Source organism: Burkholderia sp. MSMB1589WGS (genome assembly GCF_001636105.1).
GTDB lineage: Bacteria > Pseudomonadota > Gammaproteobacteria > Burkholderiales > Burkholderiaceae > Burkholderia > Burkholderia humptydooensis.
On the sequence record NZ_LNJT01000007.1, the window covers coordinates 456170 to 469772 of the forward strand.

At 67.8% G+C, this 13603-nt stretch carries 13 protein-coding genes and 1 pseudogene; 5 read left to right on the forward strand and 9 right to left on the reverse strand.

Features of this window, described 5'->3' with window-relative positions; genetic code table 11:
• Nucleotides 1–119 precede the first annotated feature (119 nt).
• The 3 genes from WT16_RS10035 to WT16_RS10045 all read left to right on the forward strand — a co-directional run bounded on the left by WT16_RS10035 (nucleotide 120) and on the right by WT16_RS10045 (nucleotide 3147).
• Nucleotides 120–1340, forward strand: a complete 1221-nt coding sequence (locus WT16_RS10035; protein WP_063533254.1) for a hypothetical protein — start codon at nucleotides 120–122, stop codon at nucleotides 1338–1340.
• 31 nt (nucleotides 1341–1371) lie between these two features.
• Entirely contained in the window at nucleotides 1372–2058 is a 687-nt protein-coding gene (locus tag WT16_RS10040) for a PQQ-binding-like beta-propeller repeat protein (RefSeq protein ID WP_063533255.1), read from the forward strand.
• Nucleotides 2059–2178: 120 nt separating this feature from the next.
• A complete protein-coding gene (locus WT16_RS10045; protein WP_059934691.1) occupies nucleotides 2179–3147 on the forward strand; it encodes a DMT family transporter in 969 nt (322 codons plus the stop codon).
• Between the two features lie 154 nt (nucleotides 3148–3301).
• Here the strand turns inward: WT16_RS10045 and WT16_RS10050 are convergent, their stop codons facing one another.
• Together WT16_RS10050 and WT16_RS10055 are read right to left on the reverse strand one after the other, a co-directional pair.
• The gene (locus tag WT16_RS10050) at nucleotides 3302–3625 is read right to left on the reverse strand and encodes an RnfH family protein (protein ID WP_009912827.1); all 324 of its coding nucleotides are present in this window, start codon (nucleotides 3623–3625) and stop codon (nucleotides 3302–3304) included.
• A 5-nt stretch (nucleotides 3626–3630) separates the two neighbouring features.
• Entirely contained in the window at nucleotides 3631–4068 is a 438-nt protein-coding gene (locus tag WT16_RS10055) for a type II toxin-antitoxin system RatA family toxin (protein WP_006026083.1), read from the reverse strand.
• 97 nt (nucleotides 4069–4165) lie between these two features.
• Here WT16_RS10055 and smpB point away from each other — a divergent pair, with 97 nt between their 5' ends.
• Complete coding sequence (gene smpB / locus WT16_RS10060) at nucleotides 4166–4612, forward strand: SsrA-binding protein SmpB (RefSeq protein WP_006026082.1); 447 nt, start codon at nucleotides 4166–4168, stop codon at nucleotides 4610–4612.
• Between the two features lie 131 nt (nucleotides 4613–4743).
• Here smpB and WT16_RS10065 read toward each other — a convergent pair whose 3' ends face one another.
• The 4 genes and pseudogenes from WT16_RS10065 to WT16_RS10080 all read right to left on the reverse strand — a co-directional run.
• The gene (locus WT16_RS10065) at nucleotides 4744–5691 is read right to left on the reverse strand and encodes an SPFH domain-containing protein (RefSeq protein WP_041861631.1); all 948 of its coding nucleotides are present in this window, start codon (nucleotides 5689–5691) and stop codon (nucleotides 4744–4746) included.
• A gap of 91 nt (nucleotides 5692–5782) precedes the next feature.
• Nucleotides 5783–6217: an NfeD family protein gene (locus WT16_RS10070; RefSeq protein ID WP_015602049.1), complete on the reverse strand. Its 435-nt coding sequence runs from the start codon at nucleotides 6215–6217 to the stop codon at nucleotides 5783–5785.
• Nucleotides 6218–6344: 127 nt separating this feature from the next.
• Nucleotides 6345–8744, reverse strand: a complete 2400-nt coding sequence (gene ppsA / locus WT16_RS10075) for a phosphoenolpyruvate synthase (RefSeq protein WP_015601544.1) — start codon at nucleotides 8742–8744, stop codon at nucleotides 6345–6347.
• Nucleotides 8745–9237: 493 nt separating this feature from the next.
• Nucleotides 9238–10055: pseudogene (locus WT16_RS10080) on the reverse strand (phytochelatin synthase family protein); the annotation flags it as partial.
• A gap of 122 nt (nucleotides 10056–10177) precedes the next feature.
• On the opposite strand from WT16_RS10080, the gene WT16_RS10085 reads away from it, so the two are divergent.
• Nucleotides 10178–10993 (forward strand): pyruvate, water dikinase regulatory protein, encoded by an 816-nt coding sequence (locus WT16_RS10085; RefSeq protein ID WP_006026077.1) that lies wholly within the window; start codon nucleotides 10178–10180, stop codon nucleotides 10991–10993.
• A gap of 13 nt (nucleotides 10994–11006) precedes the next feature.
• On the opposite strand, the gene WT16_RS10090 is transcribed toward WT16_RS10085, so the two are convergent.
• From WT16_RS10090 to lpxB, 3 genes are read right to left on the reverse strand one after another with little or no spacing between them, the layout of a single operon-like run.
• Nucleotides 11007–11795, reverse strand: a complete 789-nt coding sequence (locus WT16_RS10090) for an RNA methyltransferase (protein ID WP_006026076.1) — start codon at nucleotides 11793–11795, stop codon at nucleotides 11007–11009.
• The gene (rnhB, locus tag WT16_RS10095) at nucleotides 11792–12436 is read right to left on the reverse strand and encodes a ribonuclease HII (protein ID WP_006026075.1); all 645 of its coding nucleotides are present in this window, start codon (nucleotides 12434–12436) and stop codon (nucleotides 11792–11794) included. The genes WT16_RS10090 and rnhB overlap by 4 nt, the downstream gene beginning before the upstream one ends.
• Nucleotides 12436–13602, reverse strand: a complete 1167-nt coding sequence (lpxB, locus tag WT16_RS10100; protein ID WP_006026074.1) for a lipid-A-disaccharide synthase — start codon at nucleotides 13600–13602, stop codon at nucleotides 12436–12438. The genes rnhB and lpxB overlap by 1 nt, the downstream gene beginning before the upstream one ends.
• Between the last annotated feature and the right edge of the window lies 1 nt (nucleotide 13603).

Below are 13603 nucleotides of genomic sequence, written 5' to 3' on the forward strand. Positions count from 1 at the left end.
CGTCTGCGCCGCGCGCCGCTCGATCGGTCCGCGATCCGGCGCGCGGGTTGCTTGATCGCGTGGTGGTAGATTAGTCGCGTGCTTCGAACGGTGGGAGTGACAAGTGTGGCGGGATTCCGATGGACTCGCTGATCACGGCCGCGGCGCGCGCGCTCGCGGCGGGTGATCCGCTCGGCGCGCTGAACCGCGTCGCGCTGCGCGACGATGCGCCCGCGCTCGCGCTGCGCGGCGTCGCGATGGCGCAGCTCGGCGATTTCGTCCGGGCGAAGGCGCTCGTGCGGCGCGCGGCCCGCGCATTCGGCCCGAAGGAGGCGCTCGCCCGTGCGCGATGCGTCGTCGCCGAAGCCGAGATAGCGCTCGCATCGCGCGAGCTCGGCTGGCCCGAGAAGGCGCTCGACGCGGCGCGCACGACGCTCGACGCGCATGGCGACCGCGTCAACGCCGCGCACGCGCGGTATCTCGCGGTCCGTCGCCTGTTGCTGATCGGCCGCGTCGGCGAGGCCGAGCGCATGCTCGCCACGCTCGATGCCGCCGCCTGCCCGCCCGCCTTGCAGGCCGCCCACGAGCTGATCGTCGCGGGCATCGCGTTGCGGCGCATCGAGACGAAACCCGCGCGCGCGGCGCTCGCCCGCGCCGAACGCGCGGCGCGCGTCGCCGGCATTCCCGCGCTCGCGGCCGAAGTCGAACATGCGTTTCGCGCCCTCGACACGCCCGCCGCGCGCCTCATCGCGCGCGGCGAAACACGCGCGCTGCGGCTCGACGACGTCGAGGCATGGCGCACGTCGACGTCGCTCGTCGTCGACGCGTGCCGTCACGTCGTGCACGACGCGCGCACGACGGTCCCGCTCGCGAGACGCCCCGTCCTGTTCGCGCTCGCCCGCGCGCTCGGCGAAGCCTGGCCGGACGACGTGCCGCGCGAGGCGCTCGTCGCCCGCGCGTTCCGCGCGAAGCGCATCGACGAATCGCATCGCGCGCGCCTGCGCGTCGAGATCGGACGGCTGCGCGCGCTGCTCGGCGAACTGGCCGACATTCGCGCGACGAAGCGGGGATTCGCGCTGACGCCGTGCACGGCGCGCGACGTGGCCGTGCTCGCGCGCCCGGTCGAAGACGCGCACGCGACGGTGCTCGCCCTCCTCGCCGACGGCGAGTCGTGGTCGAGCTCCGCGCTTGCGCTCGCGCTCGGCGCGAGCCAGCGCACCGTGCAGCGCTCGCTCGACGCGCTCGCGACGGCCGGCAAGGCGCAGTCGTTCGGCCGCGGCCGCGCGCGCCGCTGGACGACTCCGCCCGTGCCGGGATTCGCGACGACCTTGTTACTCCCCGCGCCGCTGCCGGGCGATTAGGATGACGTAATCGAGCAACCGGGAGACGGACATGAAGCGATCGACCGCCGAAATCATTCGGGAATACGGCCCGTTTCCGGGCGTCGACGGCGTGCACGGCGTCACATACGACGGCCACCGGGTATGGTTCGCATCCGGCGACAGGCTGAACGCGCTCGACCCGGCAAGCGGGACGACGCTGCGCTCGATCGACGTCGCCGCGCACGCCGGCACCGCGTTCGACGGCCGGCATCTGTATCAGATCGCGGAGGACCGCATTCACAAGATCGACCCGGACACGGGCCGCGTGCTCGCGACGATTCCCGCGCCCGGCGGCGGCGGCGACTCCGGGCTCGCGTGGGCCGAGGGCGCGCTCTGGGTCGGCCAGTATCGCGAACGCCGGATTCATCAGATCGATCCCGAAACGGGCGCGATTCTTCGGACGATCGAATCGAACCGCTTCGTCACCGGCGTCACGTGGGTCGACGGCGAGCTCTGGCATGGCACGTGGGAAAACGACGAGAGCGAGCTGCGCCGCGTCGATCCGCGAACGGGCGACGTGCTGGAGGCGCTCGGGATGCCGGCGGGCGTCGGCGTATCGGGGCTCGAATCCGACGGCGGCGACCGGTTCTACTGCGGCGGCGGAAACAGCGGAAAAGTGCGGGCCGTCCGCCGCCCCGCGCGCGACGCCGCGACTCGCGGCGACACCGGGCGCGCCGCCGGCTCGGCCGACGCGTAGCCGCGGCAATGCGCGCCCCCGGCCGACGCGCCGCATCGGCCGAGTGCAGGAATGAACAAGACGAACACCGCCCCGCACCGCTATGATGCGCGCTCGTCAGTGGAATGGTCGGAGAATTCGATGCGGCGCGGTGTGGTGTATGGCGTATTGGCAGGCGCCTTGTGGGGAATGGTGTTTCTCGTGCCGCGGCTCCTGACCGATTTCTCGCCGCTGCTGCTGAGCGTCGGCCGCTACGCGATGTACGGCCTCGTATCGCTCGCGGCCGCGCTGCCGGCCGCCCGCTCGCTCGCCGCGCGCCTCACGCGCGACGATCTCGTCGCGCTCGTGAAGCTCGCGCTCGTCGGCAACGTCGCGTACTACATGCTGCTGTCGAGCGCCGTGCACCTGATCGGCATCGCGCCCAGTTCGCTGATCGTCGGCGTGCTGCCCGTCACCGTCACGCTCGCGGGCCTGGGCGACCACGGCGCGGTGCCGCTCAAGCGGCTCGCGGGTCCGCTCGCGCTCGTCATCGCCGGCATCGTGTGCATCAACGTCGATCTGTTCACGTCCGAAGCCGCGCACGCAACGACGCTCGCGCAAAAGCTCGCCGGCATCGCATGCGCGGCGGGCGCGCTCGCGAGCTGGACGTGGTACGCGGTCGCGAACGCCCGCTATCTGCAACGCCATCACCATTTCGACGGCAACGAATGGTCGGTGCTGTGGGGCGTCGTCACGGGCCTGATCGGAGGGCTGTGCTGGATCGGCATCGCCGCGCTGCCGGCCGGCGCGCTGCAGCCCGCGCTGCCCGCATCGCGCTGGCAGTTGTTCTGGCTGCTGAATCTCGGCCTCGCGATCGGCGCGTCGTGGCTCGGCAACGGGCTGTGGAACGCGGCGTCGAAGCGGCTGCCGCTCACGCTATCGGGCCAGTTGATCGTGTTCGAAACCGTTTTCGCGCTGCTGTACGGCTTCGTCTTCGATCACCGGTTGCCGCGCGCGCTCGAGATCCCGGCGCTCGTGCTGCTGCTCGCGGGCGTCTACGGGTCGGTGCGCCGGCACGGCGACAAGCGCGCGGCCGACGATCCGCTCAACGCGAACCTCGGCGCGCACTGAGCGCGGACGCCGCGCATTTCATCGGATGTTTGGCCGGACCGCTCGGCGAAACGCGTTGACGAATAGCGTTGACGAATAGCGTTGACGATAGCCTTGACGAATAGGCGGCGACGGATTTCGTCAGGCGAATCGCCCACGCTGCGCGCCGCTCCGCTCAGCGCGAATCCTTCGGCAGCCACTTGCGGCCCTCGATCGATCCCTCGCGGCGGGTCTTGTCGACGCGGCGCTGCCGCGCAACCTTCGGATCGACGATGAGCGGCCGGTAGAGCTCGACGCGATCGCCGTCGGCGACGGGTGCGTCGAGCGGCGCGAGCTTGCCGAAAATGCCCGTCTTCAGCGTCGCGAGGTCGACGTCGGGATGCAGCGCGAGCACGCCGCTCGCGAGGATCGCGTCGCGCACGGTCGCGCCGGCCGGCACGTCGACGGCGACGAGCGTCTGCCGCTCGGGCAGCGCATAGCAGACCTGAACCTTCGGCATGTGCGTCACCCCTTGCCGTAGCGCTGATCGGCGCGCTTCACGAATGATTCGACGAACGTATTCGCGATGTGCGTGAACACGGGACCGATGATCTTCTCGAGGATGATGCTCGAGAACTCGTAGTGCAGCGCGAACTCGATCTTGCACGCGTCCGCGCGCAGCGGCGTGAAGCGCCAGTAGCCGGTGAACTTGCGAAACGGCCCGTCGGCGAACTCCATGTCGATCCGGGTCGGGCGCTGTTGCGTGTTGTGGGTCGCGAAATGCTGCTTGATGCCCTTGAAATTGATGTCGATCCGCGCCTCCATCCCGGTTTCGTCGCGGCGGCGAATCTCGACGCCGCCGCACCAGGGCAGGAAGTTCGGGTAATCGGCCACGTCGGTGACGAGGTCGAACATCTGTTCCGCCGAATGGCGGATCAATACGGTTTTCTGGACATCTGCCATAAATCGCGCGGCATCGCAAAGGTAAACGAGCAAGCCGGGCCAACGCCGCCCCGCTTTGCTAAAATCGTAATTTTAAACGAGTTGGCCATTTCCCTTCATGAGCATCATCGACAACAGAAAAGCGTTCTTCGATTACCACATCGAAGAACGCTATGAAGCGGGGCTCGTGCTCGAGGGGTGGGAGGTCAAGGCGCTGCGCGCCGGGCGCGGCCAGATCAAGGAAGGCTACGTCGTCGTGAAGAACGCGGAGATCTTCCTGATCGGCACGCACATCAGCCCGCTGCCCGAGGCCTCGACGCACATCAAGCCCGATCCCGTCCGCACCCGCAAGCTGCTGCTGCATCGCGACGAGATCAAAAAGCTGATCGGCAAGGTCGAGCAGCGCGGCTACACGCTCGTGCCGCTGAACTTCCACTACAAGGGCGGTCGCGTGAAATGCGAGATCGGCCTGGCGAAGGGCAAGAAGCTGCACGACAAGCGCGAAACCGAGAAGAAGCGCGATTGGGAACGCGAGAAGGCGCGAATCATGCGGTCGGCCACCTGACGCGCGACGTTTTGCCGCACGCGCTGCACGAACTGGACTGCACGAGCCGCGCCGAAATCGAAACGGCCTGCTTCGATCGATTCGAAGCGGGCCGTTTCTTCATTCGAGTCCTCACTCGATCCGCGCCGCGCTCAGCCCTTGCTCGCGCCCAGGCCGGCCGCGCCCGGCGCGCCGCGGTTCACGATCGTCAGCGCCGACGCGATCGCCGTGCTCAGATCCGACAGGTTCGACGGCACGATCAGCGTGTTGCCCGTCTTCGCGAGGTTGCCGAACGCGCCGACGTATTGCTCGGCGACCTTCAGGTTCACCGCGTCCATCCCGCCCTGCGACTGGATCGCCTGCGCAATCTTCTGAATCGCCTGCGCGTTCGCCTCGGCCACCGCGAGAATCGCGGCCGCCTCGCCCTGCGCCTGGTTGATCGCCGCCTGCCTCTCGCCTTCCGACTTCTGGATCGCCGCCTCGCGCGCGCCCGACGCGAGGTTGATCTGCTCCTGCTTGCGCCCTTCGGACGCGGCGATCAGCGCGCGCTTCTCGCGCTCCGCGGTGATCTGCGCCTGCATCGCGTGCAGGATCTCCTTGGGCGGCGTCAGATCCTTGATCTCGTAGCGCAGCACCTTCACGCCCCAGTTCGACGCCGCCTCGTCGAGCGCCGACACGATGCTGTGATTGATGAAATCGCGCTCCTCGAAGGTCTTGTCGAGCTCGAGCTTGCCGATCACCGAGCGCAGCGTGGTCTGCGCGAGCTGCGTGATCGCGAGCACGAAGTTGCTCGAACCGTACGACGCCTTCATCGGATCGGTGACCTGGAAGTACAGCACGCCGTCGACCTGCAACTGCGTGTTGTCGCGCGTGATGCAGATCTGGCTCGGCACGTCGAGCGGGATCTCCTTCAGCACGTGCCGGTACGCGATCCGGTCGACGAACGGCAGCACGATGTTCAGGCCCGGCGACAGCGTCGCGTGATAGCGGCCGAAGCGCTCGAGCACCCACGCGTGCTGCTGCGGCACGATCTTCACCGTCTGCGACACGATCACGAAAGCGATGACGAGCAGCACCGCCCAGACGATCAACAAATCCATGAAACAAGTCCTCCTGGTTGGAATGTGAAAGCCGAACGCGCGGATACGAGCGCGAATATAAGCGCAAAAACGCGCACGACAACGCGCACGGTTAAGCCGACGGCTTTGCGGCAACGATCAGGCAGTTGCCGCGCACCGCGCGCACCTCGTATAGATGCGCGTCCTCGCGCTCGCCGGCAGCGAGCTCGACGTCCCACTGCGCGCCCCGATACTGCGCACGCGCCCGGCGATCGTGCCAATGCCTGACCGCGATCGTCGCGCCGATGTCGATGTTGACGTCGGGATTCGCGGAGGCGTCGCGCTTCTGCTTGCGGCCGAGCCCCGAACGCCTCAACGCAATCACGGCGACGATCGCGACGAGCGCCGCTGCGGCGAACTGCCAGGCGGCGGGCGCGCCCGCGAGATGCACGAGGCCGCCCGCGAGAAAGCCGAGCGCGATCATCAGCAGGTAGAACGTTCCCGTCAGCAGTTCCGCGACGACGAACACACCGACGCCGATCCACCAGAAAAACTGCCCCGATACCATCGCGCCTCCCGTTGCGCAAAGAAAAACACCCCGGCGTTACCGGGGTGTTTATAGCATGAACCTTGCAAGTTGCCTTCATTCGGATGGCAATCGGCCGATGGCCGCCCGGACCGGCGATTACCGCGAATTACTGCTTTGCGGCGAGCGCCTGCCACGTCTTGATGACCGTGTCCGGGTTCAGCGAGATCGACGCGATGCCTTCGTCGGCGAGCCACTTCGCGAAATCCGGGTGATCGGACGGGCCCTGACCGCAGATGCCGACGTACTTGTCGAGCTTGCGGCAGGTGTCGATCGCGCGCTTCAACATGAACTTCACGGCCGGATCGCGCTCGTCGAAGTCGACGGCGAGCAGTTCCATGCCCGAGTCGCGGTCGAGGCCGAGCGTGAGTTGCGTCAGGTCGTTCGAGCCGATCGAGAAGCCGTCGAAGTGTTGCAGGAACTCTTCGGCGAGAATCGCGTTCGACGGCACTTCGCACATCATGATGAGGCGCAGGCCGTTGTCGCCGCGCTTCAGGCCGAACTTCCCGAGCAGGCCGACGACGCGCTCCGCCTGCTTCACCGTGCGCACGAACGGCACCATGATCTCGACGTTGGTCAGGCCCATTTCGTCGCGAACGCGCTTGAGCGCGACGCACTCCATCTCGAACGCCTGCGCGAAGTCCTCCGCGATGTAGCGCGATGCGCCGCGGAAGCCCAGCATCGGGTTTTCCTCATCCGGCTCGTAGCGCGAGCCGCCGATCAGCTTCTTGTACTCGTTCGACTTGAAGTCGGACAGGCGCACGATCACGGGCTTCGGATAGAACGCCGCCGCGATCGTCGCGATGCCTTCCGTCAGCTTGTCCACGTAGAACGCGCGCGGCGACGCGTGGCCGCGCGCAACGCTCTCGACCGCCTTCTTCAGGTCCGCGTCGACGTTCGGGTACTCGAGGATCGCCTTCGGGTGCACGCCGATGTTGTTGTTGATGATGAACTCGAGGCGCGCGAGGCCGACGCCCGCGTTCGGCAATTGCGAGAAGTCGAACGCGAGCTGCGGATTGCCGACGTTCATCATGATCTTGACCGCAACGGGCGGCAGTTCGCCGCGCTGCACCTCGGACACCTCGGTCTCGAGCAGGCCGTCGTAGATCTTGCCTTCGTCGCCTTCCGCGCACGACACGGTGACGAGCGAGCCGTCCTTCAGCACGTTGGTCGCGTCGCCGCAGCCGACCACCGCCGGCACGCCCAGTTCGCGCGCGATGATCGCCGCGTGGCAGGTGCGGCCGCCGCGGTTCGTGACGATCGCGGACGCGCGCTTCATCACCGGCTCCCAGTTCGGGTCGGTCATGTCGGCGACGAGCACGTCGCCCGGCTGCACGCGCTCCATCTCCGACGGATCCTGGATCACGCGCACGGGACCCGCGCCGATCTTCTGGCCGATCGCGCGGCCCGTCGCGAGCACCTGCGACTGGCCCTTCAGCTTGAAGCGCTGCTCGATCTTGCCGTGCGCCTGGCTCTTCACCGTTTCAGGGCGCGCCTGCAGGATGAAGATCTTGCCGTCGCGGCCGTCCTTGCCCCACTCGATGTCCATCGGGCGCTGGTAGTGCTTCTCGATGATGACCGCGTACTTCGCGAGCTCGATCACGTCGTCGTCGGTGATCGAATAGCGGTTGCGCTGCTCGTGCGGCACGTCGACCGTCTTCACGCGGCCCGGCTCGCCCGGCTGCGTGAACTCCATCTTGATCAGCTTCGAGCCGATCGAGCGGCGGATGATCGGGTACTTGCCCTGCGCGAGCGTGGTCTTGAACACATAGAACTCGTCCGGGTTCACCGCGCCCTGCACGACGGTTTCGCCAAGGCCGTAGCTCGACGTGATGAACACGGCGTCCTTGAAGCCCGATTCGGTGTCGATCGTGAACATCACGCCGGCCGCGCCGACGTCCGAGCGCACCATCCTCTGCACGCCCGCCGACAGCGCGACCTCGGCATGCGTGAAGCCCTTGTGCACGCGATACGAGATCGCGCGGTCGTTGTACAGCGACGCGAACACGTGCTTCATCCGATCGAGCACGTCCTCGATGCCGACGACGTTCAGATACGACTCCTGCTGACCGGCGAACGATGCGTCGGGCAGGTCTTCCGCAGTGGCGGACGAGCGCACGGCAAACGACAGCTCGCCCGGCGAGCCGTTCTTCAGGATCTCGAACTGCGCGCGGATTTCCTGCTCGAGGCGCGGCTGCAGCGGCGCGTCGACGATCCACTTGCGGATCTCGGCGCCGGCTTCGGCGAGCGCCTTCACGTCGTCGATGTCGAGCGACTCGAGACGTTGCGCAATGCGTTCGGTGAGGTTGTTGTGCTGGAGAAAATCGCGAAACGCGAGCGCGGTCGTTGCGAAACCGGTGGGCACGCGCACGCCTGCCTCGGCCAGTTGGCTGATCATCTCGCCGAGCGACGCATTCTTGCCGCCGACGATTTCGACATCGGTCATTCGCAACTGCTCGAACGGAATTACATACGCCTGATCCTTTGCGACGTTTGCTGCGTTAGTCATACAAGCCCCTAAGTGTGAAAAAATGCTCGATCGTGCAATGGGCTCGGAGCGCGGCCGCCTGCAAAAAGCGGGACGCGCTTTGCACAACCTGTCGGATAAGCCTTCGCGGGGCCGGGACGATTCCGGCGCGCTTGCAAAAAATCCCGGCAGAAAGGCGAAAAAGCAGACAAATCGCCGAACTTGCCGGGAATCCGTAGCGCATCGCGACCCGAAACGCGGCCGCGCCGCGCATCAGCCGCAAGGGCTTATCCAACAGGTTGCCGCTATTCTACCGTGCCGGCCAACGGATGTGGCGCAACCCGCTCGCAATGGTGCTCTAGCGCGCGGTTTCGACGCGCGGCGCGCCGGGGCGCGTCGTCGGCGCGGGCGCGCTCGCCGAACCGCCGATTTCCGTGCTGCCTCAAGGAGGCCGGCGTTTGGCGGTGCGGTGAGGAGAGTGCTCGATGTGTCCGGTGTCAGCCGTCAGGTTCCGAGTTCCAGTCTGGCCCCGGTATCACCTCCCGCCTGCCGCCCCGTCGATCAGCACATAGCCGCGGCTGCGGCCGCCGCTGTCCGCATCGGGCGTGTTCATCGCCGCGTACAGGTCGGCCGTCGTCACCCAGACGGGCGGGTACTTGTAGCGGGACACGTCGAGGATCAGGAAGCGGTCGGCTGCGGCGTCGTACGCGCCGAGCGGCGAGATGTGGCCGCCCGTCTGCTGGCCGAGGCGGCTTCTCAGGTAGTTGACGAGCACGTAGCGCCCCGGGCGGCCGAGATGCGCGACCGCGTCCGCGCGAAACGCGTCGACCGACACGTCGGACGCATGGCGCACGTCGCCGCTCGCGCCGAGCGCGTTCGCGAGCGCGCCGAGCTGATCGAGCGTCATGCCGTGCCGCTCGATCAGTTCGCGCGGACGAATCTTCTCGGTCGCGTCGTTGAGCACGTTGTCCTGCGTGAAATAGTGGAACGGCGGATATTGCTCGGCGGCGGGCGCCGGCACGCGCAGCGCGTTCAGCACCATCACGAGCGACGCGACGCCGCAATAGCTCTGCGTCTTCTGCGTGACGAAGTGGCTGCCGAGCGACGCGTATGCGCTGCGCGCACCGCTCTCGGCCAGCATCTGCTCGCCGGCGCGGCTGCCGAGGTCGATCAGGCCGCCGGGCAGCGGCAGGGTTTGCGCGGCCGCGCGGCCGGCCAGCGCGAGCGCGACGAGCACGGCGCCGACGAGTTTCTTGTTCACGGTCATGGCTCCTGGGTCGTTCGACGAGCGAAGCGCCGCTCGCGCGGCGCCGCACGAGCATAGCGCGAAGCCGGCGGTGATGCTGCGCGCCGCAAGCGAGGGCGCGCGGCGCAACGCGATGCGCCGCGCCAGGCCGCGCGCCCGCGCCTGCTAAAATGACCGCTTTCCGGCCGCGCGCGGCCGCCACGCACACGCTCGACGCATTCTTCGATTCATGCTTCCAACCGTATTCATCGTCTCCGACGGCACCGGGATCACCGCCGAAACCTTCGCGCATTCGATCCTGTCCCAGTTCGATCAGAAATTCCGGCTCGTGCGCGTGCCGTTCATCGATTCGATCGAGAAGGCGTACGGCACCATCCAGAAGATCAACGAGGCCGCGCAGCACGACGGCCGCCGGCCGATCGTGTTCACGACGCTCGTCGACGGCGAATCGAACGAGATCGTCAAGCGTTCGAACGCGCTCGTGCTCGACATGTTCCAGCGCTTCGTCGAACCGCTCGAGCAGGAACTGCAGTTGAAGTCGAGTCATGCGATGGGCCGCGTTCACCAGAACGCGGACACCGAGGAATACAAGACGAGGATCGAGGCGATCAACTTCTCGCTCGCGCACGACGACGGCCAGTCGAACCGCAACCTCGCCGACGCCGACGTGATCCTGATCGGCGTGTCGCGCAGCGGCAAGACGCCGACGAGCCTGTATCTCGCGATGCAGTATGGCGTGAAGGCGGCGAACTATCCGCTGATTCCGGAAGACTTCGAGCGCGGCAAGCTGCCCACGCCGCTCAATCCGCATCGCGACAAGCTGTTCGGGCTGTCGATCGATCCGATGCGCCTCTCGGAGATCCGCAACGAGCGCCGCCCCGGCAGCAAGTACGCGGCGCCCGAGAACTGCCGCTACGAAATCAACGAGGCGGAAGCGATGATGCGGCGCGAATGCGTCAAATGGCTGTCGTCGACGCACAAGTCGATCGAGGAAATCGCGACGACGATCCTGCAGGAAATCAAGCTCGAGCGGCAGTCGTATTGACGAAGGGCGTGCGTCACGCGCCGGGCGCGCGTTGCTGCCGGCACTGCTCGAAAAGACAAACCGCCGCCGCAGCCGCCACGTTCAGCGATTCCATCCCGCCCGGCTGCGGAATCGTCACGCGATGCGTCGCTGCGTCGCGCCACCGGGCGGACACGCCCGCCCCTTCGTTGCCGAACACCCACGCGAGCGGCCCGGCCAGATCGCAATCATAGATCGCGCGCGCGCCGTGCGAATCGGTCAGCGCGACCGGAATCGCGAGCCGCTCGATCAGCGTGCCGGCGTCGATGTCCTCGTGGATATCGAGCAGGAAATGCGCGCCCATCGCCGAGCGCAGCACCTTCGACGACCACGCGTACGCGGTGCCCGGCGCGCAGAACACTCGCTTCACGCCCGCCGCGGCCGCGCTGCGCAGGATCGAGCCGACGTTGCCCGCGTCCTGCACGCCGTCAAGCACGACCGATGTGTCCGCGACGCGCGCCGGCAACGCGGGCGCCGGACGCGCGACGAGCAGCAGCAGCCCGACGCCGTTGACGACGTTCGACAACTGCCCGAACAACGCGTCGGGCAGCGTGACGACCCGCGCCGGCTCGATGCGCGCGACAATCTCGCGCGCCTCCGCGTGCGCGAGCGCGCCGTCGGTGACGACGCAGAGCTCCGGCTGCCCGGCCGCGTCGAGATAGGCGCTCGCGAGGTGCAGCCCCTCGAGGAGCGCCTGGCCGCCGCGGCGCTGCTGGTGGGTCGAGCCCGCGAGCGACTTCAGGCGCTTGTACAGCGGATTGTCGCGGGAAGTGATCGCTTTCATCGAATCAGATCGAATGCGGCGCGCACGGGCGCGAACGAGCGGCGGTGATGCTCGCACGGCCCATGCGCGCGCAAGGCGGCGAGATGCTGCGGCGTGCCGTAGCCCGCATGCGCATCGAATCCGTACATCGGGAATTGCTGATGCAGCTCGACGAGCATCCGGTCGCGCGTGACCTTCGCGAGAATCGACGCGGCCGAGATGCTCGGCACGAGCGCGTCGCCGCCGACGATCGCTTCGCTGCGGATCGCAAGCGCCGGGCAGCGGTTGCCGTCGATTTTCGCGAGCGTCGGCCGCACCGCGAGCCCTTCGACCGCGCGCTTCATCGCGAGCATCGTCGCGTGCAGGATGTTGAGGGTGTCGATTTCCTCGACGCTCGCCGATGCGATGCAGTACCCGAGCGCATGCGCGACGATTTCGTCGAAGAGCCGCTCGCGCTTCTTCGCGGACAGCGCCTTCGAATCGTCGAGGCCCACGATCGGCCGCGCCGGATCGAGCACGACGGCCGCCGCGACGACGGGCCCGGCGAGCGGGCCGCGTCCGGCTTCGTCGACGCCGCAGACGATCTCGCCCGGCGCGTCGAAATCGAGCGCGGGCTGGGCCGCGCCATCGGCGCCGCCGCGGAGTTTGCGAGTCGTCGCCATCAGCGCGGCTTCCTGCTGTCAATCACGCGCGCGACGGCCTCGGCCGCGCGCTGCGCGGTGTTCTGGCGCAACGCGAGATGCATGTCGGTGAAAATGTCGGTGAGGGTGCGGCGGTTCGCATCATCGCGCAATTGCGTGAGCGTCGCGTCGGCAAGCGCGTCGGGCGTCGCGAAATGCTGCAGCAGCTCGGGCACGACGAAGCGGCCCGCGAGGATGTTCGGCAGTCCGACGTACGGCAGATAGCCCTGCCGGCGCATGATCTGCCCGGTAAGCCACGGCACCTTGTACGAGATCACCATCGGCTTCTTGAGGAGCGCCGCTTCGAGCGTCACGGTGCCGCTCTTCACGAGGATCGCGTCGGCCGCAGTCATCGCGACCTGCGCGCGGCCCTCGGTCAGCGTGACCGGCAGCAACGGGTGCGCGTCGACGAGCGGCCGCAGCAGCTCGCGCAGCGCGGGCGTCGCGGCCGGCACGACGAAGCGCACGCCGGGCTCGCGCTGCCGCATCAGCTCCATCGCGTCGAAGAATGTCGGGCCGATCAGCTCGATCTCCGAGCGGCGGCTGCCCGGCAGCACAGCGATCACGGGGCCGCTGTCCGGCAGGCCGAGCGCGATCCGCGCGCCGTGCGTGTCGGGCTCGAGCGGGATCTCGTCGGCGAGCGGATGGCCGACGAACGTCGCCGCGACGCCTGCCTTCCCGAGCAGCTCGGGCTCGAACGGGAACAGGCACAGCATATGGTCGACGGCCTTGACGATCTTCTTGATCCGGCCGCCGCGCCACGCCCAGATCGACGGACAGACGAAGTGGATCGTCGGAATGCCGGCGCCGCGCAACGCCTGCTCGAGGCCGAAGTTGAAATCGGGCGCGTCGATGCCGACGAACGCGTCGGGCGGCTCGGCGAGCAACTGGCGCTTGAGTTCGCCGCGAATGCGCAGGATTTCGGGAATGTGCCTGAGCGCCTCGACGTAGCCGCGCACCGCGAGCTTTTCCATCGGCCAGTGCGCGTCGAAATCCACGGCGGTCATGCGCGGCCCGCCGATCCCGTAATAGCGGGACGATGCGGGCAACTGCGCGTGCAGCCCGCCGAGGAGCGACGCGCCGAGCAGGTCGCCCGACGGTTCGCCCGCGACGAGCGCGATGCGCAGCGGTGTGGGTTGGAACGCCATC

Excerpts from the sequence above, each read along its gene's own strand:
- rnhB (WP_006026075.1), bottom strand. The coding sequence starts at position 12,436 with ATGGCGACGACTCGCAAACTCCGCGGCGGCGCCGATGGCGCGGCCCAG.
- WT16_RS10045 (WP_059934691.1), top strand. The coding sequence starts at position 2,179 with ATGCGGCGCGGTGTGGTGTATGGCGTATTGGCAGGCGCCTTGTGGGGA.
- WT16_RS10085 (WP_006026077.1), top strand. The coding sequence starts at position 10,178 with ATGCTTCCAACCGTATTCATCGTCTCCGACGGCACCGGGATCACCGCC.
- ppsA (WP_015601544.1), bottom strand. The coding sequence starts at position 8,744 with ATGACTAACGCAGCAAACGTCGCAAAGGATCAGGCGTATGTAATTCCG.
- WT16_RS10040 (WP_063533255.1), top strand. The coding sequence starts at position 1,372 with ATGAAGCGATCGACCGCCGAAATCATTCGGGAATACGGCCCGTTTCCG.
- WT16_RS10050 (WP_009912827.1), bottom strand. The coding sequence starts at position 3,625 with ATGCCGAAGGTTCAGGTCTGCTATGCGCTGCCCGAGCGGCAGACGCTC.
- WT16_RS10055 (WP_006026083.1), bottom strand. The coding sequence starts at position 4,068 with ATGGCAGATGTCCAGAAAACCGTATTGATCCGCCATTCGGCGGAACAG.
- lpxB (WP_006026074.1), bottom strand. The coding sequence starts at position 13,602 with ATGGCGTTCCAACCCACACCGCTGCGCATCGCGCTCGTCGCGGGCGAA.
- WT16_RS10090 (WP_006026076.1), bottom strand. The coding sequence starts at position 11,795 with ATGAAAGCGATCACTTCCCGCGACAATCCGCTGTACAAGCGCCTGAAG.
- WT16_RS10065 (WP_041861631.1), bottom strand. The coding sequence starts at position 5,691 with ATGGATTTGTTGATCGTCTGGGCGGTGCTGCTCGTCATCGCTTTCGTG.
- smpB (WP_006026082.1), top strand. The coding sequence starts at position 4,166 with ATGAGCATCATCGACAACAGAAAAGCGTTCTTCGATTACCACATCGAA.
- WT16_RS10070 (WP_015602049.1), bottom strand. The coding sequence starts at position 6,217 with ATGGTATCGGGGCAGTTTTTCTGGTGGATCGGCGTCGGTGTGTTCGTC.
- WT16_RS10035 (WP_063533254.1), top strand. The coding sequence starts at position 120 with ATGGACTCGCTGATCACGGCCGCGGCGCGCGCGCTCGCGGCGGGTGAT.